Annotated in this window: 15 protein-coding genes; 10 read left to right on the top strand and 5 right to left on the bottom strand. The window is 69.8% G+C overall.

Going from position 1 to position 23219, the window contains the following annotated elements:
* From SK224_RS05865 to SK224_RS05820, 10 genes are all read left to right on the top strand, one after another.
* A complete protein-coding gene (locus tag SK224_RS05865; RefSeq protein ID WP_320433840.1) occupies positions 1-966 on the top strand; it encodes a MoxR family ATPase in 966 nt (321 codons plus the stop codon).
* Positions 963-2327: a DUF58 domain-containing protein gene (locus SK224_RS05860; RefSeq protein WP_320433839.1), complete on the top strand. Its 1365-nt coding sequence runs from the start codon at positions 963-965 to the stop codon at positions 2325-2327. Before SK224_RS05865 ends, SK224_RS05860 begins: the two co-directional genes overlap by 4 nt.
* Positions 2324-4825, top strand: coding sequence for a transglutaminase domain-containing protein (locus tag SK224_RS05855; protein WP_320433838.1), 2502 nt, complete (start codon positions 2324-2326; stop codon positions 4823-4825). The genes SK224_RS05860 and SK224_RS05855 overlap by 4 nt, the downstream gene beginning before the upstream one ends.
* Entirely contained in the window at positions 4822-5661 is an 840-nt protein-coding gene (locus SK224_RS05850; protein ID WP_320433837.1) for a PP2C family protein-serine/threonine phosphatase, read from the top strand. Before SK224_RS05855 ends, SK224_RS05850 begins: the two co-directional genes overlap by 4 nt.
* Positions 5654-6616: a hypothetical protein gene (locus tag SK224_RS05845; protein ID WP_320433836.1), complete on the top strand. Its 963-nt coding sequence runs from the start codon at positions 5654-5656 to the stop codon at positions 6614-6616. The genes SK224_RS05850 and SK224_RS05845 overlap by 8 nt, the downstream gene beginning before the upstream one ends.
* A complete protein-coding gene (locus tag SK224_RS05840; protein WP_320433835.1) occupies positions 6613-7566 on the top strand; it encodes a hypothetical protein in 954 nt (317 codons plus the stop codon). The genes SK224_RS05845 and SK224_RS05840 overlap by 4 nt, the downstream gene beginning before the upstream one ends.
* A 28-nt stretch (positions 7567-7594) precedes the next feature.
* Complete coding sequence (gene hrpA, locus SK224_RS05835; RefSeq protein WP_320433834.1) at positions 7595-11500, top strand: ATP-dependent RNA helicase HrpA; 3906 nt, start codon at positions 7595-7597, stop codon at positions 11498-11500.
* Between the two features lie 265 nt (positions 11501-11765).
* Positions 11766-14663, top strand: coding sequence for an immunoglobulin-like domain-containing protein (locus SK224_RS05830; protein WP_320433833.1), 2898 nt, complete (start codon positions 11766-11768; stop codon positions 14661-14663).
* Between the two features lie 102 nt (positions 14664-14765).
* On the top strand, positions 14766-15707 hold the full coding sequence (locus SK224_RS05825) for an NADP-dependent oxidoreductase (RefSeq protein ID WP_320433832.1): 942 nt from the start codon (positions 14766-14768) through the stop codon (positions 15705-15707).
* 64 nt (positions 15708-15771) lie between these two features.
* Complete coding sequence (locus tag SK224_RS05820; RefSeq protein ID WP_320433831.1) at positions 15772-17208, top strand: LLM class flavin-dependent oxidoreductase; 1437 nt, start codon at positions 15772-15774, stop codon at positions 17206-17208.
* A gap of 55 nt (positions 17209-17263) precedes the next feature.
* Here SK224_RS05820 and mmsB read toward each other — a convergent pair whose 3' ends face one another.
* The 5 genes from mmsB to SK224_RS05795 all read right to left on the bottom strand — a co-directional run bounded on the left by mmsB (position 17264) and on the right by SK224_RS05795 (position 23200).
* Positions 17264-18481 carry a multiple monosaccharide ABC transporter permease gene (gene mmsB, locus SK224_RS05815; protein ID WP_320433830.1) on the bottom strand — a complete coding sequence of 406 codons (1218 nt, stop codon included), beginning with the start codon at positions 18479-18481 and terminating at the stop codon, positions 17264-17266.
* Positions 18482-18504: 23 nt separating this feature from the next.
* Entirely contained in the window at positions 18505-20034 is a 1530-nt protein-coding gene (mmsA, locus tag SK224_RS05810; protein WP_137417569.1) for a multiple monosaccharide ABC transporter ATP-binding protein, read from the bottom strand.
* A 74-nt stretch (positions 20035-20108) separates the two neighbouring features.
* Complete coding sequence (gene chvE, locus SK224_RS05805) at positions 20109-21236, bottom strand: multiple monosaccharide ABC transporter substrate-binding protein (protein ID WP_413816760.1); 1128 nt, start codon at positions 21234-21236, stop codon at positions 20109-20111.
* A gap of 61 nt (positions 21237-21297) precedes the next feature.
* Positions 21298-22044 carry an L-ribulose-5-phosphate 4-epimerase gene (locus tag SK224_RS05800; protein ID WP_413816782.1) on the bottom strand — a complete coding sequence of 249 codons (747 nt, stop codon included), beginning with the start codon at positions 22042-22044 and terminating at the stop codon, positions 21298-21300.
* A 139-nt stretch (positions 22045-22183) separates the two neighbouring features.
* Positions 22184-23200: a LacI family DNA-binding transcriptional regulator gene (locus SK224_RS05795; protein WP_320433829.1), complete on the bottom strand. Its 1017-nt coding sequence runs from the start codon at positions 23198-23200 to the stop codon at positions 22184-22186.
* Positions 23201-23219: the final 19 nt, after the last annotated feature.

Genomic DNA, 23219 nt, shown 5'->3' with positions numbered 1-23219 from the left:
ATGACCGTCACCCCAGAACAGACCGCCTGGTTCCAGGAAACGTTCTCCGCCCTCGTGGAGAACGTGGAGCAGGTGGTGCTCGGCAAGCGCCACGTCATCGAGCTCGCCTTCACCGCGCTCGTCTCACAGGGGCACCTGCTGCTGGAGGACTTCCCGGGCACCGGCAAGACCTCGCTCGCGCGCGCCATGGGCGAGAGCGTGCAGGGAACGAGCTCCCGCATCCAGTTCACGCCCGATCTGCTTCCCGGCGACGTCACCGGCATCACGGTCTACGACCAGAAGCGCGGGGAGTTCGAGTTCCACTCGGGTCCGATCTTCGCCAACATCGTCCTGGCCGACGAGATCAACCGCGCCAGCCCCAAGACCCAGTCGGCGCTGTTGGAGGTCATGGAGGAGGGCCAGGTCACGGTCGACGGCGTCTCGCGGCGCGTCGGAAGCCCGTTCCTCGTGGTCGCGACCCAGAACCCCGTCGAACAGGCCGGGACCTACCGCCTGCCCGAGGCGCAGCTCGACCGATTCCTGATGAAGACGTCGCTGGGCTACCCCGACCACGCCGCCACCGTGCGGATCCTGGAGGGCAGCGCCGCCGGCAAGCGCGAGGTGGGCGCGGTCATCACGCCCGAGGCCGTGCAGACACTCAGCCAGATCGCGCGGGATGCCTACCTGAACCCGCTCGTGCTGGACTACATCGCGCGCGTCGTCGAAGCCACCCGCCAGGCCGCGCAGGTGCGCCTGGGCGTCAGCGTGCGCGGTGCGCTCGCACTCACCCGCGCCGCGCGCACCTGGGCTCTGGCGCACGGCCGCGGCTACGTGACCCCCGACGACGTCAAGGCTCTGGCTGAGCCCGTGCTGGCGCACCGTCTCATCCTCGACCCCGAGGCGGAGTTCGACGGCGTGACCGCCGGCGCGGTGATCGGTCAGGTCATGCTCGACGTCGCTCCCCCGACGCAGCGCGAGTCCGCGTGACCGATTCCTCCTCCCGCATCACCCGGATCGGCTCGACGTCCACCTCGACGTCGACCGCCGGGAGCACGCGCACGCGCTACGACACGTCGCGTTCGACGACCGTCATCGTCGTGGGCGGAATCCGCTTCTGGCGGCGCGTGCGACGAGCCGTGGCCCGCAGCGCCCGCGCTGTCGGCGACACCGTCACCGCGGGAGGGTGGCTGCTCATCGGAGCCGCCGCGATCGGTCTGAGTCTCGGCATCGTGTTCGGGTGGATCGAGTTCGTCCTGGCCGGCGCCGTCGCCGCTGTTCTCGTCCTGTGCGCGGCACCTTTCCTGTTCGGTGCGCGCGCCTACCGCGTGAGCCTCGGTCTCGCACACGATCGTGTCGTCGCCGGCAGCGAGGTCGCCCTCTCTCTGCGCGTCGTCAACGTCGGCAAGGGCGTCGCCCTCCCCGGCCGGGTCGACGTGCCCGTCGGCGAGGGGCTCGTCGACGTCGCGATCCCGCTGCTGCGCCACGAGGCTGCGCACGACGAGGATCTGACGATTCCCGGGCTGCGCCGCGGCGTGCTCGACATCGGACCAGCCCGCGCCGTCCGCGGCGACCCGCTCGGCATCCTGCGCCGTGAAGTCGTCTGGGAAGACATCCACACGCTGTACGTCCACCCCGTGACGACCGCGATCCCGAGCACCGCGACCGGCTTCATCAAGGACCTCGAGGGCAACCCGTCGTCCCTCGTCGTGGACGCCGACATCTCGTTCCACGCGATCCGGGAGTACGCCCCCGGCGACTCGCAACGCCAGATTCACTGGAAGTCCACGGCCAAGACCGGGACCCTCATGGTGCGCCAGTACGAGGAGTCCCGCCGCTCGCGGATGGTGATCGTGCTGGCGACGGGCGAAGAGGACTACGCGGACGATGAGGAGTTCGAACTCGCCGTCAGCGCCGCCGCGTCGCTCGGTGTGCGCGGCATCCGCGACGGACGCGACGTCTCCGTTGTCGTCGGCGGCGAGGTGCCGGAGTTCGCGCGCCGGGCCGTGCGGTCCTCCCGGGACCTCGCCACCATCACCGCGCGGACCCTGCTCGACGAGCTCGCCGGTGTGGAGAAGGCCGAGCGCATCACCGGGCTCCGCGATGTCGCGAGCCTGGCGGTGGAGGCGCACCGCGACGTCTCCATCGGATTCCTCATCTGCGGATCGACCCCGACGCTGCGGATGCTGCAGCACGCGGCCCTTGCCTTCCCCGCCGACACGGGCGTCGCCGCCATCGTCTGCGATCCCGCGGCGGAGCCCGGCTTCCGCACCATCGGCGGCGCCTCGATCGTGACGATGGGTCTGCTCGAAGACCTCCGCCACATCCTCGCTCGGAGCGCACAGTCATGAGCGCCCCCGCCGCACGCGCCCGAGCACGCCGACCCCGCCGCACCGAACGCGACATCGCGTTCCTCGTTGGCAACATCGCCTTCATCGACGCCCTGCTGGCGATCGGCGCCGCATCCGCGTGGTCGATCTACCGCAGCGGCTGGTTCGTTCTCGTCGCCGCGGTGGCGATCATGGTCTCCACCGGCATCGCGCTGCTCGCCGTCTGGCGTCCGCTGCGCTGGTGGCAGCTCGCCCTCATCACCGGCGGCGCATACGTCGTCGTCGGTGTTCCGGTCGCCGCTCCGACGATGATCACGGACCCCGCGACGATCCTGCCCGGTGTCTGGGGCGTCGTGAGCGCACCGGTCACGGGGTGGAAGAACCTGTTGACGCTCGAGCTGCCGCTCGGGGTGTACCAGGCCACCCTCGCGCTTCCCTTCTTCCTGATTCTCGCTCTCGGCACCCTTGCTCTCCTGCTGGCGCTGCGCGCCGGCAGGCTCTGGGTGCTCGCAGCGCCACTCGCGCTGTTGATCACCGCGTTCGGCGTTCTGTTCGGCTCGAGCGCCGTGGACGGCTCGTGGCGCATCGGATTCTGGGAGTTGGACGGCGTGTGGGAAGCGGCGGTCGGGCTCGGCGCCCTGCTCACCGGGTTCGCGTGGTACGTGTGGCGCAACGTCCACACGCGTCGGGTCGCCCTGCGCGTCGCCCGCTCTGCGAGCGGCGTGCGTTCCTCCGTCCGCGTCGCCCGCACCCTCGGCAGCCGCATCGCCCTCGCCGCCGGAATGCTCGTCATCGCCCTCACACTGGGACTCGCGCTCGCGCCCTGGGCGGTGGCCGGATCCTCCCGCGACGTGCTGCGCACGGCGGTCGACCCGGTACTGAAGGTGCGTCAGACCCTGAGCCCCCTCGCCGACTACCGCGCAGCCTTCTCCGACGCGCGGTTCGACGACGTTCTGTTCACGGTGGCCGCCGACTCGGGCGTCGACCGCGTGCGCCTGGCGACGCTCAGCTACTACGACGGCCGGGTCATGCGCGCCACCGACCCGCAGACCGGCGACCGCTCCGACAGGACGGAGTTCCGTCGGGTGCCCGCCTCGCTGCCCGCCGACGCCGGCAACCGCGCCTCTGCCACGTTCACCATCGGCGACTACACCGGCATCTGGGTGCCCGCCGTGGGCGAACTCACCTCGATCGACTTCTCGGGATCGACCCGGGCTGCGCTGTCCGACGGCTTCTTCTACAACCCGGACTCCGCGACGGGCGTCGAGCTGTCGGACTCGGGGCTGGCCTCCGGCGTCAGCTACACGCAGACCGGGGTCGTCACGGACGCTCCGCGGGATCCGGGAACGCTCACGCCCTCCCGTTCCGGCACGTTCGACCCGGCCTTCGTCCCCGAATCCCTCGAGGAGTGGGTCAGCGCACAGGACGCACCCTCGGGAGGCGCGGGCCTGGTCGAGCTGATCTCGCGGCTGCGCGCGCGCGGACTCCTCTCGCACGCGCTGGCGTTCGATCCCGGCACCGTTCCGGTGTGGGCGCAGAAGCTCGGCGACTACACGTTCGAGTCCAGCCGCAGCGGGCACTCCACCGACCGCATCAGCGATCTGTTCACGCAGCTGCTGAAGAAGCAGAACGAGACCGGCGGAACGGATGACTCCCTGCTGGTCGCCGCAGCCGGAGACGACGAGCAATTCGCCGTGGCCGGCGCCCTGATCGCGGACCACCTGGGCTTCCCTGCCCGGGTCGTGCTCGGCACCCGCCTGAGCAGCGACGATGCGGATCTGCCGGTGTGCGAGGACGGCACGTGCACGAGCGGCGACCTGGCGGCGTGGATCGAGGTGCGCGACGCGGACGGCTCCTGGACGGCGATCGACACGACACCGCAGCACCGCGTGCCGCTCTCGCCCGACGTCCAGCAGCGTCGTGATCCGCAGAACATGACCCCGGTCGAGCCGGAGCAGGCCGACACCGTCCTTCCTCCCGAGGCGGATCCCGCCGATGCGTCGCCGCCGCAGAGCGACGAGCCGACGGATCCCGTGGACCTCGCGTGGCTGTGGGCCACGCTGCGCATCTCCGGCATCGCGATCTTCGCGCTGCTGATCCTGCTGATGCCGGCCATCGCGGTGCTCGCCGCGAAGATCATGCGTCGACGGGCCCGACGCTCGTCGGCGGATCCGGTCGACCGGGTCGTCGGCGGGTGGGAGGAGTACCTCGACACCGCCGTGGACCACGGCCACCGCATCCCACCTGCCGCGACCAGGTCGGAGACAGCGACCGCCGTCGGTGACGCGGAAACCGCGGACCCGGCGATGCTGGCGGCTCTCGCCGACCGAGCGGTGTTCGCCCCGGGAACCACCACCGAGGAGGAATCCGCGCGGTTCTGGGAGCTCATTGACCAGGAACGGCAGCGTTTCGCGTCCACAGGCGGCCTGTGGACGCGCTGGAAGGCTCGGCTGTCGCTACGCTCGTTCGAACGCGGATTGCGCGAGGCTGCGTCGCGAGATGGAAGGGGACGACCATGACCGGGATCGTCGTCATGGCCGGAGCGCGCTCCGACGTCGGCCGCGTACGCAAGCTGAACGAGGATGCGGTGCTCGCGCAGTATCCCGTGTTCGTCGTCGCCGACGGGATGGGGGGCCACGAGGCCGGTGATCTCGCCAGCGCCGCGGTCGTGGATGCGTTCCGCCACCTCGTCGGTCGCGACGACGTACAGCCGGAGGAAGTGGTCGCCGCCGTCGAGTCCGCCCACGCTGCGGTGTCTCAGGTCTCGGGGCGTCACGCGCGCGGCGCCGGCTCGACCCTCGCGGCCCTGGTCGCCGTGGTGCAGAACGGGTCGCACGCGTGGCTCGTCGTGAACATCGGCGACTCGCGGGTGTACCGTCTCGTCGGCAGCTCCCTCGAGCAGCTCACGGTCGATCACTCGGTCGTGCAGGAACTCGTGGACGCCGGCAAGATCAGCCGCTCCGAGATGTCCACGTATCCGGGGCGCAATGTCATCACCCGCGCCGTCGGCGACAGCCAGAGCCCCGCCGACTACTGGCTCTCCCCCATCGTGACGGGCGAGCGCATGCTGCTGTGCTCAGATGGTCTGTCCAACGATCTGAGCGACGAGGCGGTGCTCGCCGGACTCAGCCTCGGCGGCTCCGCCGAGCAGACCGCGTACGCGTTGGTGGATCAGGCTCTCGCCCGCGGCGGCCGCGACAACATCAGCGCCGTCGTGGTGGATGTGCGCTCCGGAGGGCTCGCTCCCCGTGCCGACGAGGTGACGGGCGGCTTCGCGACGAGCGAGCAGGCGGCCGTGCATCCCATCGAGGTGGACACCATCACCTCGCGAAGAGAGCGACCCATCCGTGGCTGAGCGGACGTGGTTCGAGGGGCCCCTGCCCGCGATCGCCACCGACACGCTCGCGGTGATCGTCGGAGGCGATGCCGCCGTGGCCGCCGCGCGTCGGGTGCTGTCGACGGGCACGATGCCCGGAACACCCGAGATCTTGGACGCCCTGCTCGCCGACGGCATCGCCGCGGTGCCGGCGTTCGCCGTGGTCGCGCTGGACGACGACCGGCTGACCGCCTTCGTTCGCGGTGAGTTCGTGCTCCGTTTCGAAGACCGTTCCCGCCGGGTGTGGCGCGTCGACGGCATCGGCGCCCACACGTGGCGCGAAGTGGAGGCGGCATCGGTGGTGCGCGCCTGGGCCGGCGCCCCGGATGCCGAACCGAAGCTGTTCGACCTGGGTCCGACGCCGGAGCGCCCCGTACGCGTCGGGCCGACGACGGCTGCGGGCATCATGCTCCGCGGGCGGCCCGCCGTATCGCGACCTCCGGTTCCTCCCGCCGCGCCGCCTGCCGCCGCCCCGCCTGCCGCTGCCGCGCTCCCTGCGCCGCGCTCTGCCGCATCCGACCCCGCCGACGACGAGACCGTCGTGACGAGTTCGAGCACGCTCGCTCCACAGCCCGCGCCCCGTACGCCGCGCGCGCCGCGCGCCATCGAACTGCCCGGCGGCGACATCGTGCCGATCCACGGCACGCTGTTGGTCGGGCGCGGACCGCGCAGCCCCCGCGTGGAGGGCGACGACCTGCCGACCCTGGTGGCGCTCGGTGACGTCTCGCGCGACGTCTCTCGCGCGCATGTGAAGATCTGGACCGACGGTACGCGCGTGCAGATCGAGGACCTCGCGACACCGGGCGGAACGGCCGTCATCGACGCGGACGGCGTCGCCCGGCTGCTCGTGCCGGACCGCGCGGTAGAGGTACGCGAGGGTGCGAGCGCGGAACTCGCCGGCGGCGCCCGCATCCGCTTCGTGGGGGGCGCATGACCGACCCAGACGACAGCACCCGCCTCTCACGACGCGGGCCGGGTACGACGGAGCAGCCCGAGGACAGCACGCAGCTCGTGAGCCGACGCGACCGACGCAACGCCTCCGCGGCTGCGGAGACGACCGACGCGACGGCCATCGTGTCCCGCGAGACGCCGGTCCCGCCCGCCGACGAGACTGTGATCGCCCACCGTCCGTCCTCCGCGCAGACCGTCGCGCCGGAGGACGTGGACGACCGCACCGCACTGGTGCGGCGTCCGGTCGAGGCTCAGGCTCCGCCGCTCGAAGAGGCGCCCCCCTCCGACGAGCCGGAGGACGGAACCCTGCTGGTACGCAGGCCTGCTCCGCCGGCGGATGCGACCGTGGTGGTCCCCCGTTCGCTGCCAGCCCCCGCCGCTGACGAAGAGGACGACGACGAACACACCATCCTCACCCCGCGCTCGCCTGCGACCGTCGACGCGCTCGACGCCGACGACACGGTCCTGCGTCCCCGCGACGAGCCGCAGGACGCGACGCTGCTGCGCCGCCGCGACCGTCCGGCGGATGCGGATGCGGATGCGGATGCGGATGCGGATGACACCGTGCTGCGCCCGCGCGACGGGGTGGCCGATGACGCCACGAGCCTGTCGCCGCGCGGAACGAAGGCGGGCACGTCGCCGCGCCTGACGCGCGCACGTCGGGGCGCCGCGAGGCAGACCGCATCGTTCGCACCCGATGCCGAGACCGACCGCACGCCCGCGCGGGAGCGGTATGCGATCCGCACGCCCACGATCACGTCAGCGCCGACGCCCGCCGCCGCATCCCCGATCGTCGACGTCGGCGACGGCGGGCTCGCAGCCCGGATCGCCCGTCGTCGCGCAACTCGCACCCGTTTGACGGTGCTCGCGGGCGTATCGGCGGTCGTGTTCGTGGGCTCGATCGTCGGCCTCGCGACGCTGCTGAGCATCTGAGTCCCGGCTCGGGTTAGCATCGAAGGCTGTGTCCACGCCGGAACCCGTCCTCTCCTTCCCTCCCGAGCTGCCCGTCAGCGCGGCCCGGGAGGAGATCGCGCGCGCCATCGAGGACCACCAGGTCGTGATCATCGCCGGCGCGACCGGATCCGGCAAGACGACGCAGCTGCCGAAGATCTGCCTGGAGCTGGGGCGCACCCGTATCGCGCACACGCAGCCGCGCCGCATCGCCGCACGGACGATCGCCGAGCGCATCGCAGAAGAGCTGCAGGTCCCGCTCGGTTCCACGGTCGGCTACAAGGTGCGCTTCACCGACAAGGTCTCCGCCGACACGCGCGTCGCCCTGGTCACCGACGGCATCCTGCTCAACGAGATCCACCGTGACCGGCTCCTGCGCCGCTACGACACGATCATCATCGACGAGGCCCACGAGCGCTCCCTCAACATCGACTTCCTGCTGGGGTACCTGCGCCGCATCCTGCCCGAGCGTCCGGATCTGAAGGTCATCGTGACCTCTGCCACGATCGATCCGGAGAGCTTCGCGCGTCACTTCGCCGACGCCGACGGTGTTCCCGCTCCCGTCGTGGAGGTGTCGGGCCGCACCTACCCGGTCGAGATCCGGTATCGGCCGCTCGTCCCGGAGAACGACGACGAGACGGAGAAAGCTGCCCTCCCCGTATCCGAGACCGAGGACGAGGTGAGCGCCATCGTCCAGGCGCTCCGCGAACTCGACGCCGAGGCGCCGGGCGACGTCCTCGTCTTCCTTCCCGGCGAGGCGGAGATCCGCGACGCGGCGGATGCGGTGCGCGCCGCCTACGTCTCGGCCACGGCCCCCACCGAGGTGCTCCCCCTCTACGGCCGGCTATCCGCGGCCGAGCAGCATCGCGTGTTCGAGCGGTCTCGCATCGCGGGAGTGCGGCGACGGGTGATCCTCGCGACCAACGTCGCCGAGACGAGCCTGACGGTTCCCGGCATCCGCTACGTCATCGACACCGGGACCGCCCGCATCTCCCGCTACAGCAACCGATCGAAGGTGCAGCGACTGCCGATCGAGGCCATCTCGCAGGCCTCCGCGCAGCAGAGGTCCGGCCGTGCCGGACGAACGGCACCGGGCATCGCGATCCGCCTGTACGGAGAGGGGGATTTCGAGCGGCGTCCCGTCTTCACCGAGCCCGAGATCCTGCGCACCTCTCTCGCCGCCGTCATCCTCCAGATGCTCGCGCTCGGATTCGGCGACATCTCCGCCTTCCCGTTCCTCACGCCTCCCGATTCCCGGGGCGTCCAATCGGCGTTCGACCTGCTCGTCGAGCTGCAGGCCGTCCGCCAGAGCCGGCAGGGGTCGGCGCTCACCCAGCTCGGCCGGGAGATCTCCCGGCTGCCGATCGACCCGCGCTTCGCGCGCATGCTCGTGGAGGCGCGGCGCACCGACGTACTGCCCGATGTGCTCGCGATCGTGGCCGGCATGTCGATTCAGGACGTGCGCGAGCGTCCCGAGGAGCGCCGCGAGGAAGCAGATCGACTGCACGCGCGCTTCGTCGACCCCACGAGCGACTTCCTGACCCTCCTGAACCTCTGGAACCACCTGCGCGATCAGCAGGACGAGCTCGGTTCGAGCGCGTTCCGGCGCCTCTGCCGGGCGGAGATGCTCAACTACGTGCGCGTACGGGAGTGGTTCGACGTGCACCGGCAGCTCTCGCAGCTGCTGGGCCTTCGTCGCGACGCCGAGCGCAGGAACGGCGCGGCGGACCCCGCCGCGGTGCATCGCGCTCTCCTGTCCGGGCTGCTCTCGCACATCGGCATCCTCGACGAGCGCGAGAAGGGCCGAGAGGGCAAGGGGACGCGTGCGGAGTATCGCGGGGCCCGCGGCACGCGCTTCTCGCTGTTTCCCGGATCCGGCCTGCGCAAGAAGCGGCCGACCGCCGTCATGGCCGCGGAGCTCGTCCAGACGAGCCGCCTCTTCGCCCGCACGGTCGCGGCGATCGATCCGGCCTGGGCCGAGCCCCTCGCGGGCGATCTCGCCAAACGCCAGCTCAGCGAGCCGCACTGGTCGAAGGATGCCGGCGCCGCCACGGCCTACGAGAAGGTCACCCTCTTCGGCGTCGAGATCATCCCGCGACGGCGCGTGCAGCTCGCCCGTTTCGACCGGCCGCTCGCGCGCGAGATGTTCATCCGTCACGCGCTCGTCGACGAGGAGTGGGATCCCTCCCGCCTGGGGAAGCCTCTGACCGCCTTCGCCCGCCGCAACCTCGAGCTGCGCCGACGCCTGGAGAAGGTGGAGGAGCGCGAGCGCCGCCGCGACATCCTGGCCGGCGACGAGGCGGTCTACGCCTTCTACGACGCCCGCATCCCGGCCGACGTGTTCGATGCCCGCTCGTTCGAGTCCTGGTGGAAGGACGCCATGGGGCGCACGCCCCGCCTGCTCGATCTGAGCGAGGCGGACCTGCTGGAGGGATCGGAGCGCGCCGACGAGCGTGCCTTCCCGACCCGTTGGACACAGGGCGATCAAGTGCTCTCACTCGCGTACCGGTTCGAGCCCGGGGCCGCCGACGACGGCGTGACTGCCGTCGTGCCGCTCGCTCTGCTGGCGCAGCTGTCGCCGCGCGGGTTCGACTGGCAGGTGCCGGGCATGCGCGACGAACTCATCACGGCGCTCCTGCGGGCGCTGCCGAAGACGATCCGACGTCATGTGGTGCCGGCGGCGGACTGGGCGGCGCGCTTCGCCGAGGAGCTGACCGGCGCAGGCCCCGAGGATCACTCGGGCCTGCCGCCGCTGTCCTTGCGCGACGCCCTCGCCTCCCGCATCCAGCGCGTCGCGAACCAACCGGTGAGCGCGTCCGACTTCGAGATGGAGCGCGTGCCCGATCACCTGATGATCTCGTTCCGCGCGGTCGACGAGCGCGGCCGCGCGGCCGGTTCGGGGCGCGACCTGGTCGCCCTGCAGGAGCGTTTCGCCGACCGCGCCCGTTCTTCTGTCGCACGCTCGCTGCGCCGGGGCCCGGCCGCTCCCGGCGTCGCCGCCGCACCGGGCACCCCCGGTGCGCGCATCGCCGCGACGACCGACGGCTTCGCCGAACGCACGGGAGTGACCGACTGGGACTTCGGCGCGCTCCCCGAGCAGGTCGACACGCGCGTGGCCGGTGGTGTGGTGCGCGGGTACCCCGCGGTCGTCGACGACGGCACGGCGGTGTCGCTGCGCATCGAGGCGACGCCGGAGGCGGCAGCGCGGGCGACGCGCGCGGGCATCCGCCGTCTCGTCCTCCGGGCGGTGCCCTCCCCCGTCTCCTACGTGCTCGATCACCTCACCGCCAACGAGAAGCTCGCTCTCGCGGCGTCCCCCTATCCCTCCGCGAAGGCCCTCGTCGAGGACGCGCGCGTCGCGGTCGCCGATGCGGTGATCGCCCGCACCACCCCTCACGGCGTCGTGCGCGACCGGGCCGGCTTCGAGGCCCTCAGGGACGCGTTCAGTGCCGCGGTCACGGACGAGCTGTTCGCGGCCACGAGCCTCGTCGCCCGGATCCTGCTCTCGCTCAGGGAGATCGAGCGCGCCATGAAGCGGCAGAACTCGCTGACCCTGCTCGGCGCCCTCGGCGACATCCGCGCACAGCTGGAAGGCCTGATCCACCCCGGTTTCGTCTCCCGCACCGGGACGGCGCGCCTCGCCCACCTGCCGCGCTACCTCGCGGCGGTCGCCGAACGGCTGACACAGCTGGCCGACCAGCCCGGACGCGATCGCCAGCGGCTGACCGAGTACGAGCGATCCGCCGCCGCGTACGCGGAGGCCGGCGGCACGATCCCGTCCGCTGACACAGCCCCCGCGTCGCTCGTGCATGCCCGGTGGCTGCTCGAGGAGTACCGTGTCAGTCTGTTCGCGCAGCGGTTGGGAACCGCCGAGCCCGTGTCCGCTCAGCGCATCCTCAAGACTCTGCGAGGCTGATCTCGGGTCGACAGGCCGGCCCCGTGCGCGATGCTTCCGGCACGCGAGACGACGTTGACAACGTCTCCACGCAGCCAATACGGTGATCCAAGGCCGGGAATGTTCTCGGTAACAATGACTGCCCGCCGCATCCGCGGCACACGATTGCGCGACGACGCTCAACCGATCGCCGCGGGGACCGTGACGTCCCCGCGCACGCTCCGCTGCGTCTCGCCGTTCGATGAGAGCGAGGAGCCTCCGCGTGAGCACGCGCCACAGATCCCGAATGCTGACCAGGGGCGGAGCGGTGTGGACCGCTCTCGCGCTCGCCGTAGCCGGGGCGGTCGCCCCGACCGCCGCCCAGGCCGCGACACCCGCGCCGCTGCTGCACTACACCTTCGACAGCGCCGCGGGCACAAAGATCCCCGATGCGAGCGGCAACGGGTTCGACGCGACCCTGCAGCAGAGCGGGGGCGCCGTCGCCGACGGCAGCCTGTCGTTGCCCGGAGGATCCCGCGGCACCGCCGCCTACCTCGACATCCCCACGACGGGTCTCGTCGGCAAGAAGGACCTGACGATCTCGACCTGGCTCTCACCGCGCACGGCCGCCGGCAACACCGCGGCCGCCTTCATCGGCGCCCCCGTCGCATCCGGGGACTCCTTCTCGTCGGGGTACTGGCTGCTGAACCCCGCCAACCCGAACGGCTACGTCAAGTCGGTCGTCACGAACGCGGTCTCCCCCGGCTCGCCGTGGAGCACCGAGGTCGGTCCCGGGGCCACGAATGCCGCGACCTCCGGCATCCGTACGCCCGCAGGCCTCAGCCTCTACACGACGGTCATCGACGGCACCACGGGTCAGTTGCGCGTCTACGTGAACGGTGCGCGCATCTCGCAGAACGCGATCGCCCGCGACGTCGCCGCATTCGGCTCGAACCTCGTCGCGGCTCTTGGCCGCTCGACCTACAACGACGCGAGCTGGAGCGGCCTGGTCGACGACTTCGCGATCTACGGGCAGGCGCTCAGCGACGCAGACGTGCTGGCGCTCTACAACGCCGAGGCCCTCGACCGTGCCGTCGCAGCCGTCTCGGTCCCTGCGACCGCGGAATCCGACTTCGCCGTCCCCACCGCGAGCGCGGGCGTCGCCGTGAGCTGGGGGTCGAACAACGCGGCCATCTCCGTCACCGGCGGGACGGCGACCGTCACCCGGCCCGCCGCGGGCTCGGGCGACGCTGAGGTCACGCTGACCGCCACCTTCACCGTCGGCGGCGCAACCCGCATCCAGACCTACCCGGTGCGGGTGCCGCAGCTGCTCTCCGACGCCGAACGCGTGGCAGCAGACCTGGCGGCGATCCAGATCGCGAATCTCGACGACATCCGCACCAACTTCTCCGTGCCCGCCATCGGCGCGCAGGGTTCCACGATCACGTGGACGGTGGATGCGGCGCACGCGGCCTCCGCGGCACTGCGGGCGGGGGTGCGCGACGACTCGCGCACGGTCGAGGTCACACGGCCCGCTGCGGGCTCGCCCGAGATCGTGGTCGAGCTGACCGCGGTGGCCGCGCACGGCTCGTCAACCGCCAGCCGCACCTTCTCCGCGCGCATCCGGCCGCTGCCTGCGGGTGGCGAGGAGACCGAGGCGTACTTCTGGACGTTCTTCACGGGCGAGGGTCAGGGCGCCGAGCGTGTGAGCATCGCCGCCTCCAAGGGGAACGACGCGCTCAGTTGGAACACCCTGAACGACGGACAGCCGGTGTTCACCTCCACCGTCGGCACCGAAGGGCTGCGCGATCCGTTCATCATCCGCGCGCCCGAGGGCGACAAGTTCTACATGATCGCCACGGACCTGAAGATCGACGGCCTGGCCGGCGGATTCACGACCGCGCAGATCTCGGGCTCGCGCTACATCGAGGTCTGGGAATCCGACGATCTGGTGAACTGGTCCGAGCAGCGTCACGTCAAGGTGTCGAGCGACTATGCGGGAAACACCTGGGCGCCGGAGGCCTACTGGGACGAGGAGCTGGACACGTTCGTCGTGTTCTGGGCGTCGAACCTCTACCCGACCACGAACGCCGCCGATCGCACGGCCGTCACCTACAACCGGATGATGTACGCGACGACCGATGACTTCGTGACCTTCTCCGAACCGCAGATCTGGAGCGACGTGCGCCGGGGGGCGGGGCTCGGCCTCATCGACTCCACCGTCGCCAAGGTCGACGGCGTCTATCACCGCTTCACCAAGGACGAGGCGAGCATGACGATCCGTCACGAGAAGTCGACCGATCTGCTGGCGACCATCACGGGCACCCTGCCGGGCACCACCGGCCCGGCCGACGAGTGGACGCTCGTGAAGGAGCGGGTCGCCAGCGGTCTGCCCAACGGCGAGCCCGGCGGCACGTTCACCAGCGGCGAGGGCGGCAACATCTTCCCCGCCAACGCGGGTGATGTGAACGGCCTGGACTGGTTCCTGTTCATCGACCAGCCCAACTACCACGGCGGGCCGAACCACTACGTCCCGTTCGGGACCACGAACCTCGAGGACGGGAACGCCTGGCAGCCGCTCGGCGCGAAACTGCGCCAGTCTCTTCCCCAGAACGCCGACGGCGGCAAGCCGCGCCACGGCACCGTCATCCCGATCACGCGCTCCGAGTACCAGCGCGTGCTCGAGGCCTACGCGACCGACATCGCGGTCGCCTCGGTCGACGAGATCGCGGTGACGACGCGGGCGGGCGTCGCCCCGACCCTGCCGCAGGCGCACCTCACGAAGGCGGACGGTTCCCAGCAGAGTGTCGACGTCGTCTGGGATGCCGTCCCTCCCACCGCCTACGCCACGGCGGGAGAGTTCACGGTCGCCGGCGTCGCACAGGACGACTCGCGCATGCCTGTGGAGGCCACCGTCACCGTCACCCCCGCAGTGTCCGTGCAGGCCACGACCAGCGCACGCTGCCTGGCGGGCAAGGCCGTGATCTCGGTCGCCCTCGGCAACACCGGCGACAGCTCCGCGGTGGCCACCATCACCACGGTGTACGGCGCGAAGACGGTCACGGTTGCGGCAGGCAAGAGCGCGTCGACCGCCTTCACGACGCGGCTCGGCGCAATGCCCGCGGGAACGGCCACGGTCTCCGTGACCCAGGCGGGTGCGACCGCGAACCTCACCGCCCCGTACGCGTCTCTCGCCTGCGGCTGAGTTCTGGTGTCCCGCCCCCTGGGCGGACCGGCGAGTCGATCGTCGGTCCGCCCACGGGGCGCATTGCATCGTGCCCCGACACAGGGCAGAGTGGCGAACACCATGACACACGCGATCGTCTACTCCGAGCACGGCGGCCCCGACGTCCTCACCCTCACCGACATCGAGATCCCCTCCCCGGAGGCGGGCCAGGTGGCGGTGCGGATCGAAGCCGCCGGCGTCAACCCGATCGATGCGAAGCTGCGGGCGGGCCTGCGCGGCCCCGTCCCGATGACCCACCCCCGCCGCATCGGCAGTGATGGCGCCGGCGTGGTGACGGCTGTCGGCCCAGGCGTGGAAGGGTTTCGCATCGGCGACCCCGTCGTGATCTTCTCCGCCGGGGGCCTCTACTCCGAGAAGGCGATCGTCAAGATCGGCTCGATCCAGCCGAGACCGCCCCAGGTGGACGCCGCGACGGGAGCCGCCCTCGGTATCCCCGTCGGCACCGCCTACCAGTCGCTGCGCTCGCTCGACGTGCGCGGCGGCGACACCCTCGTCATCCACGCGGGCTCGGGCGCCGTCGGCCAGGCGGCCGTGCAGCTCGCCGTGCTCTGGGGCGCGACGGTCGTCGCCACATCGTCCCCGTCGCGTTTCGGCCGGCTCCGCGAGCTCGGCGCGATCCCGGTCGCCTACGGCGAAGGACTCGAGCAGCGCCTGCGCGACGCCGCGCCCCAGGGCTACACCGCTGCCTTCGACGCGGCGGGCACGGACGAGGCCATCGCCGCCTCACTCGCCCTCGTCGAGGATCGTTCGCGCATCGCCACGATCGTGCGTGGCGCGGATGCGGCGGGATTCGGCATCCGTGCGTTCTCCGGCGGCTCCCCCGAACCTCTCACCGACCAGCAGCTCGCGTGGCGGGCAGAGGCCGTTCCGGTCGTGCTGGCGCTGCTCGCGGCGGGACGGTTCTCGGTCGAACTCGGCGAGCAGCTTCCGCTGGCCGATGCACCGCAGGCGCACCGGCTCATCGAGGCGCACTCACCCGGCAAGATCACGCTGGTGCCCTGACGCGTCCATGACGCCGCGTTTCGGCGCGGTGGCCTCTGAAGTGCGCCGATGTGAGACTCGCCGCATGGCAAAGCGCATCATCCTGAACGCCTTCGACATGACGTGCGTCAGTCACCAGTCCGCGGGCACCTGGCGTCACCCCGACAGCAGAGCCACGGCCTACAAGGACCTCGAGTATTGGACCGAGCTCGCGAAGCTGCTCGAACGCGGCCGGTTCGACTCGCTGTTCATCGCGGATGTGCTGGGCACCTACGACGTGTACCGGGGCTCCGCGGCCACGGCCCTCGGTGACGCCGACCAGGTGCCGGTCAACGACCCGTTCCTCCAGGTTCCCGCGATGGCGCTCGTCACCGAGCACCTCGGCTTCGGCGTCACGGCGGCGCTGACCTACGAGCAGCCGTACGCGCTGGCGCGCAAGTTCTCGACACTCGACCACCTGACGAAGGGGCGCGTCGCATGGAACGTCGTGACGAGCTACCTGAACAGCGCCGCGATCAACCTCGGTCTCAGCAAGCAGATCGCACACGACGACCGCTACGAGATCGCGGAGGAGTTCGTCGACGTCGTCTACAAGCTCTGGGAGGGCTCGTGGGAGGAAGACGCCGTCGTCGCCGACCGTGAACGCGGGGTGTACACCGACGCCACGAAGGTGCACCCGATCGGCCACCACGGCACCTACTACTCCGTTCCGGGCATCCACCTGAGCGAGCCGTCGCCGCAGCGCACCCCGGTGATCTTCCAGGCCGGCGCCTCCCCACGCGGACGCGCCTTCGCCGCCCGCCACGGTGAAGGCGTCTTCATCAGCCCCGCGAACCCGGCACAGGCGCGCGAGATCGTCCGCGACATCCGCTCCCGTGCTGCAGCGGAGGGGCGCGACCCCGACGACGTGAAGACGTTCGCGCTGGTCACCGTCATCACGGCCGAGTCGGATGCGGCGGCTCAGGCCAAGTACGACGATTACCTGTCCTATGCCTCGGGTGAGGGCATGCTCGCGTTCTACGGCGGCTGGACCGGCATCGACTTCGGGCAGTGGGATCCCGACCAGCCGCTCGAAGAGGTCGAGAACGACAGCCTGCGCTCCGTGCTCGCGTCCCTCGCGAAGATCGACCCCGAACGCCGGTGGACCCCCGCCGACATCGTCGCGCAGCGCTCGATCGGAGGGATGGGGCCGGTCATCGTTGGCGGCCCCGAGACCGTCGCCGACGAGCTGGAGCGTTGGGTCGACGAGGGCGAGATCGACGGCTTCAACTTCGCCTACGCGATCACGCCGGGCTCCTTCGAGGATCTGGTGGAGCTCATCGTGCCTGAGCTCCAACGCCGCGGGCGCGCCCAGACCGAGTACGCGGGCTCGACGCTGCGCGAGTCGCTCTACGGTGCCGGCCACGCGCGGGTCGCCGACACGCATCCGGCCGCGCGCTACCGCGGAGCCTTCGCCGCCGGCGCGAGCGCGGCGGACGGCACCCTGCCCTCACGCATCGCCGAGCGGCTCGCCGTCCTCTGACGACACATGACGAAGGGCCCCGCCGATCGGCGGGGCCCTTCGTCATCTGCTTCGCTCAGTTGCCGGAGCGCCGCTTGTTGTACACGTCGAAGGCGACGGCGAGAAGGAGCACGAGACCCTTCACCGCCTGCTGCCACTCGATTCCGATACCCATGATCGACATACCGTTGTTCAGCACGCCGATGATCAGACCACCGATGATCGCGCCGCCGATGGTTCCGACGCCGCCCTGCACCGCCGCGCCGCCGATGAAGGCCGCCGAGATGGCCTCGAGCTCGAAGCCGTCACCGGCCTTGGGGCCGGCGAGGTTCAGGCGAGCGGTGAAGATGAGTCCGGCCAGCGCCGCCAGCAGTCCCATGTTGACGAACAGCCAGAAATCGACCCGGCGCGTCTTGATGCCCGACAGCTCCGCCGCGTGGCGATTGCCGCCGATGGCGTAGATGTGCCGGCCGAAGACGGAACGGTTCATGACGACGCCGTAGACCAGCACGAGGACGGCGAGCACGATGAGCGTGACCGGGATGCCCTTGTACGCGGCGAGCGAGTACGTGAAGAACGCGATCGCTGCGGCGATCAGCACGAGCTTGACGATGAACCAGACGATCGGCTCGACGTCCTGACCGTACTTGCGGCGTCCGGCGCGGGTGCGCCACTGCTGCACGACGAGGGCGATGATGCCGACCGCGCCGATGAGCAGTGTGAACACGTCCGGGTCGCCGCCGAAGATGCCGTCGAGGAAGCCGTTGCCGAGCGCGCGGTACTCATCAGGGAAGGAGCCGATGTTCGCGTTGCCGAGCACGACGAGCGCGAGCCCGCGGAAGATGAGCATGCCCGCCAGGGTCACGATGAAGGCGGGGATGCCGACGAAGGCGACCCAGAAGCCCTGCCACGCACCCACGAGCGCGCCGATGGCGAGCGACAGGATGATCGCGAGCCACCAGGGCAGTCCCCACTGCACCGCGAACACACCCGAGACCGCGCCGATGAAGGCGGCCACGGATCCGACCGACAGGTCGATGTGCCCGGCGATGATGACCATCACCATGCCGATCGCGAGCACGAGGATGTACCCGTTCTGCACGACCAGGTTCGAGATGTTCTGCGGACGCAGCAGGATGCCGTCGGTCAGGACGGCGAACAGCACCACGACCGCGAGCAGCGCGATGAAGATGCCGTTCTTGCCCAGGTCCGTGAGCACGTGCGTGATCCAGCGGGTGGCTTTGTTGTCGACCGGGTTGATCGTCGCCCCGGCAGCGGTGTCGTTGTTCGACATGTCGTTGTCTCCTGCGAGCCCCGTCAGCGGGGCTTCTCCATGGTCATGAGCTTCAGAACGGATTCGGGGCTCGCCTCTGCGATCGGCAGCTCCCCCGTGATGCGGCCCTCGGACAGCGCGTACACGCGGTCGGAGATGCCGAGCAGTTCGGGCAGCTCGGACGAGATGACGATGATGCCCTTACCGGATGCGGCGAGCTTGTTGATGATCGTGTAGATCTCGTACTTCGCACCCACGTCGATGCCGCGGGTGGGCTCGTCGAGGATCAGCACGTCGGGATCCGAATAGATCCACTTCGAGAGCACGACCTTCTGCTGGTTGCCGCCGGAGAGCTTCCCGGTCTTGACCAGCACGCTGGGCGCCTTGATGTTCATGTCGCGGCGGTACTCGTTCGCGACGCGGTACTCCTCGTTGTCGTTGACCAGGCCCGCCTTCTCGAGCTTCTTGAGCGAAGCCATGGAGACGTTGCGCTTGATATCCTCGATGAGGTTCAGCCCGTACGTCTTGCGGTCCTCGGTCGCGTACGCCAGTCCGTTGTCGATGGCCTCCGAGACGGTGCGCGTCTTGATCTCCTTGCCGCGCATGAACACCCGACCGGAGATTCGCGTCCCGTAGCTGTGGCCGAACAGACTCATGGCGAACTCGGTGCGACCGGCGCCCATGAGGCCCGCGATTCCGACGATCTCCCCCGCCCGCACCGTGATCGACACATCGTCCACGACGACGCGCGAGGTGTCGACGGGATGGTGGGCCGTCCAGTTCTCGACCCGCAGCAGCTCTTCACCGATGTGGGGCTCGTGATCCGGGTAACGGTGCTCGAGGTCGCGACCCACCATGTCCTTGATGATGCGGTCCTCGGTGACGTCGTTCTTCGCGATCGTCTCGATCGTCTTGCCGTCGCGGATCACGGTGACCGTGTCGGCGACCTTTTTGATCTCGTTGAGCTTGTGGCTGATGATGATCGACGTGATCCCCTGACCCTTCAGGTGCAGGATCAGATCCAGAAGGTGGGCCGAGTCCTCGTCGTTCAGCGCGGCGGTCGGCTCGTCGAGGATCAGCAGCTTGACCTCCTTCGAGAGCGCCTTGGCGATCTCGACGAGCTGCTGCTTGCCGACGCCGATCTGGTTGATCTTCGTCGTGGGGTTCTCGCGCAGGCCGACTCGGGCGAGGAGCTTGCCCGCCTCGAAGTTCGTCGCGTTCCAGTCGATGAGACCGAGCGGGCCGCGCTGCTCGTTGTTGAGGAAGATGTTCTCGGCGATCGACAGGTACGGGCTGAGCGCCAGCTCCTGGTGGATGATCACGATGCCCTTGGCCTCGCTGTCGCGGAGGTTGCGGAACGCGACCTCCTCGCCGTTGTAGACGATCTGTCCGTCGTACGTGCCGTGGGGGTACACACCCGACAGCACCTTCATGAGCGTCGACTTGCCGGCGCCGTTCTCACCGCAGATGGCGTGCACCTCGCCGCGCTGGACGGCGAGATTCACGTTCGAGAGTGCTTTGACTCCCGGGAATGTCTTGGTGATCCCACGCATCTCGAGGATGTTCTGGGACATCGTTGCTCCTCTTTCCTGTCGCCGACGGGAGTGTGCCGGGCGGCACGGGGCCGCCCGGCACGGATCCGCGGATATCAGCCGTTGATCTCGTCTTCGGTCCAGTAGCCGCTGTCGACCAGGACCTCCTTGATGTTGTCCTTGACCACGATCTGCGACTCGAGCAGGTAGGACGGGACGACCTTCTTGCCGTTGTCGTAGTCCTCGGTGTTGTTCACCTCGGGCTCCTCGCCCTTGAGCAGAGCGGAGGCCATCTTGACGGCGACCTCGGCGAGCTTGCGGGTGTCCTTGAAGATGGTCGCGTACTGCTCACCGGCGACGATGGCCTTCACGGAGTCGATCTCGGCGTCCTGGCCCGAGATGATCGGCCACTCGGCACCGACCGAGTAGCCGGCATCGGTGAGAGCCGAGATGATGCCGCGCGAGATGCCGTCGTAGGGCGAGAGCACCGCGTTGACCTTCGAGCCGTCGGAGTACGTCGAGGTGAGGATGTTCTCCATGCGCTTCTGCGCCGTCTCGCCGTCCCAGCGCAGCGTGGCCGCCTGCTGGAAGTCGGTCTGACCGCTCTTGACGACCAGGATCTTCTTGTCGATGTAGGGCTGGAGCGTGTCGATCGCACCGTTCCAGAAGAACGTGGCGTTGTTGTCGTCCGGCGAGCCGGCGAACAGCTCGATGTTGAACGGGCCGGCCGGAGCCGATGCCGCAGCCTTGCCGTCGAGGTCGGTGAGACCCAGACCGTTGAGCAGCGAGTTGGCCTGCTGCACGCCGACCTTGTAGTTGTCGAACGACGCGTAGTAGTTGACGTTCTCGCTGTCGCGGATGAGGCGGTCGTAGGCGATGACGGGGATGTCGCCGTCGGCGGCCTCCTGCAGGACGCTGGTGAGCGTCGTGCCGTCGATCGAGGCGATGATCAGGGCCTTGGCGCCCTTGGTGATCATGTTCTCGATCTGCGAGACCTGCGTGGGGATGTCGTCCTCTGCGTACTGCAGGTCGACGGTGTAGCCCTGGTCCTCGAGCTGCTTCTTGACGGCGTTGCCGTCCTGAATCCAGCGCTCGGAGCTCTTGGTGGGCATGGCGACGCCGATGAGTCCGCCGTCTCCGCCGCTGTCCCCGCCGCTGCCGCCCGCGCTGCTGCCGCAGCCCGAGAGCATGAGCGCGCCGGCGGCAACGGTTGCCGCGGCGAACAGGAACTTGGTGCTCTTCACAGTGTGTCCTTTCGTAAGACGTCTCTGTCTGCTGTGTTCAGTTGTACGTAGGGGGAAGTCTTCAGGCGGCCGAACGAGGAGTCCGCTGCGGTTCGCCGTGCTGGCCGTACACGTGCTGGTAGCGCGCGTGGAGGCGATCGATCACCTGTTGCGGCAGCGACGTGAGCGGGCCGCGCTGGGCGGCGATGTGCACGGTGCGCGCAACGTCCTCGAGCATGACCGCGGCCTTGACGGCGTCCCGCGCCGTGGCGCCGATCGTGAACGGACCGTGCCCGGCCATCAGCACCGCCGGCGAGCGGTGATCAGTGAGCGTGTCCACGATGCCGCGGCCGATCGAGTCGTCGCCGATGATCGCGAACGGCCCGACCGGGACCGGACCGCCGAACTCGTCGGCCATCGCGGTGATGACGCAGGGGATCTCTTCGCCGCGGGCGGCCCAGGCCGTCGCATAGTCGGAGTGCGTGTGCACGATGCCGCCCACAGCGGGCATGTTCCGATAGACGTATGCGTGCGCCGCCGTGTCGCTGGAAGGCTGTCGGTCGCTGCCGGGCGTGTCCTCGACGACCCTGCCGTCGAGGTCGCAGAGGATCATGTTCTCCGGCGCCAGGTCGTCGTAGGAGACCCCCGACGGCTTGATCACGAACAGATCCGCGCCCGGCACGCGCTCCGAGATGTTGCCGCCGGTCCACACGACCAACCCGTAGCGCACGAGCTCGCCGTGCAGGCTTGCAACCTCGGCGCGCACACGAGCGATCACGACCTCGGTCTTCACCCCCGTGGCGTAACCCTCGCCTCGAGCGGCATCGATTGCGGACACGCGTCGACTCCTTCGTCTTTCGAAACCCCGTTGTGACGATCGATGTGACCGTTCACATTGCTGCGCAAGTGTAACGCCACGGATCGCCTTCCTGTCAACCCGCTGAGAGATCTCGGGTTGATAACGGCCGTCAGATCGTGCTGACCGGCCCCGAGGAACCCCGGACGATGAGCTCCGGAACGATGGGCGCGACGACCGCATCCGAGCCGTCTGCCGGGCCGAGCAGGATGTCGACGCAGCGCCGCCCGAGGTCGGCGAAGTCCTGGCGGACGGTCGTCAGAGGGGGCCAGAAGTGGGCGGATTCGGGGATGTCGTCGAAGCCCACCACGCTGATGTCCCTCGGGACATCGAGGCCTTCGTCGCGGATCGCGTGCAACAGCCCCAGCGCCATCTGATCGTTGGAGGCGAACACCGCGGTGAAGTCGCGCACGCGCAGCAGCTCCCGGCCCGCGTAGTAGCCGAACTCCGCGGTCCAGTCCCCGAGGATCGGAGCGGTGGTGGGCACGTCGTTCGCGCTCATCTCCTCGAGGAACCCCCGCATCCGCGCCTCCGCCTCGATCCAGTCCTGTGGGCCCGCGAGGTGGTAGATCCAGCGATGACCGAGCTGGATGAGGTGACGCGTGGCGAGGCGGGCGCCCGCGATCTGATCGACGGACAGCGCGTGCTGCGGATCGAGCTCGGTGGACTGCAGCGTGACGTACGGCACATCGAGGTGCTGCTCGGCGAGCGCGCGGAAGACGCGCACCTGCGGCGCGATGACGACGAGACCTTCGACGGACTGCGCCATCAGATGCGCGATGCCGTCGGGGATCGAATCGGGGTCATGGGGCGAGATGTTCGCGGTGCTCACCCAGTAGCCGCGCTCGCGAGCGGCGGACTCGATGGCCGCGATGCTGGAGGCCGGTCCGTACTGCGTACTGGACGCCGACAGGATCCCGATGGTCTGCGAGCGGCTGGTCACCAGCGCACGCGCGGCTCGATTGGGCCGGTACTGCACCTGCGCCATGACGGCGAGGACCCGATCGCGCGTCTCCGGCCGGATGCTCGGATGGTTGTTGATCACTCGGGAGACGGTCTGATGGGAGACCTCCGCCAAGCGCGCCACATCGCGGATACTGGGCCGTCGCCCGGTCGCATCGTCGCTCATTGGATCTCCTGGGCCGTGC

Origin of the sequence: Microbacterium sp. BG28 (genome assembly GCF_034044005.1) — a bacterium.
Lineage (GTDB): Bacteria > Actinomycetota > Actinomycetes > Actinomycetales > Microbacteriaceae > Microbacterium.
Note: the sequence above shows the minus strand (reverse complement) of the source record. Positions and strands in the feature narration are given on the sequence as shown.